Consider the following 1404-nt stretch of genomic DNA (forward strand, 5'->3'; position numbering starts at 1 on the left):
GGGGCTGTCTGAATTTTTGTGTGCAAGGCGCTTCGTAGACTTGTCCACGGCGGCGGGCGTCGCTTGCGACGAACGACCGACGCGGTGGGCAAGTCGGTCTCATGCTAAACGGCGGCTCGCATGAAGCGATCGCCGTAGGCGATGGCAAACTGATTCATCGCCTCTCGCCACTCTTTGGCCGCGCGCCCCCAGTCGGCCGTGATGTTGCGCAGCGCCAGCCAGATCAGCTTGGCGGCCGCGTCGTCGCTGGGGAAGTGCCCTCGCGTCTTGATGATCTTGCGCAGTCGCGCGTTGATGCTCTCGATGGCGTTGGTCGTGTAGATCACCCGGCGGATGGACGGCGCGAATGCAAAGAACGGAATCACCCGATCCCAAGCCCGGCGCCAGGCGGCCACCACTGTGGGGAACTTGCGGCCCCAGGGCCCGGCCTCGAAGGCATCGAGTTCGGCCGCTGCCGCTTCGGCACTGGGCGCGGTGTAGATCGGCTTCAAGGCCGCCGCCAGCAACTTGCGCTCCTTCCAACTCGCAAAGTCCAGGCTATTGCGGATCAGGTGCACGATGCACGTTTGCAGCGTGGTGGCCGGGAACACCGCGGCCAGCGCCTCGGGCAGACCCTTGAGGCCGTCGGTGACGGCGATCAGGATGTCGGCCACGCCGCGCGTCTTCAGGTCGTTGAACACCTTCAGCCAGAACTTCGCTCCCTCGGTGTTCTCGATCCACAGCCCCAGGATGTCACGGGTGCCATCGGGCAGTACGCCCAGGGCCAGGTAGACCGCCTTGTTGCGCACCACCGCGTCCTCGCGGATCTTCACGCGCAGCGCGTCGAAGAACACCACCGGGTACATCGGCTCCAGCGGGCGAGCCTGCCAGGCCGTGACCTCGGCCATGACCTCATCGGTGACCGAGCTGATGAACTCGGGCGACACCTCTGTGGCGTACTGTTCGGCCAGGAAGGCCTGGATCTCGCGCACGGTCATGCCGCGCGCGTACATGGCGATGATCTTGTCGTCAAAGCCGGTGAAGCGCCGCTCGTGCTTGGGGATGAGGATCGGCTCGAAGGAGCCCTGGCGATCGCGCGGCACCTCGATGCGCAGGGGTCCGTCTTCGGTCAGAACGGTCTTGGCGCTGCGGCCGTTGCGGTGGTTGAGCGCTTCCTCGGGCCTGGCCGCCCCGGGTGGATAACCCAGGTGATGTGACATCTCCGCGCCCAGCGCGCGCTCGATCAAGGCCTTCTTGAAGGCCATCGAGGCCGCTTGCACCGCCTCGGCGCTCATGGGGCCCGTGACGAATTGGTCAATGAGTTCTTGGGGGATCGCCGGCAATTGGGGCGCTGGCTTCTTCTTGCTTGGCATACATGCTCCTGGTGGTCATCGTATGCCTCACACACAAAATTCCTGACAGGCT

Annotated in this window: 1 protein-coding gene; it reads right to left on the reverse strand. The window is 64.9% G+C overall.

What is annotated here, in order from left to right; translation table 11 throughout:
• Positions 1-104: 104 nt before the first annotated feature.
• Positions 105-1352: an IS256 family transposase gene (locus VSO01S_RS26480; RefSeq protein WP_068645712.1), complete on the reverse strand. Its 1248-nt coding sequence runs from the start codon at positions 1350-1352 to the stop codon at positions 105-107.
• Between the last annotated feature and the right edge of the window lie 52 nt (positions 1353-1404).

The sequence above is a fragment of the Variovorax soli NBRC 106424 genome (assembly GCF_001591385.1).
In the GTDB taxonomy this organism is placed as follows: domain Bacteria; phylum Pseudomonadota; class Gammaproteobacteria; order Burkholderiales; family Burkholderiaceae_C; genus Variovorax; species Variovorax soli.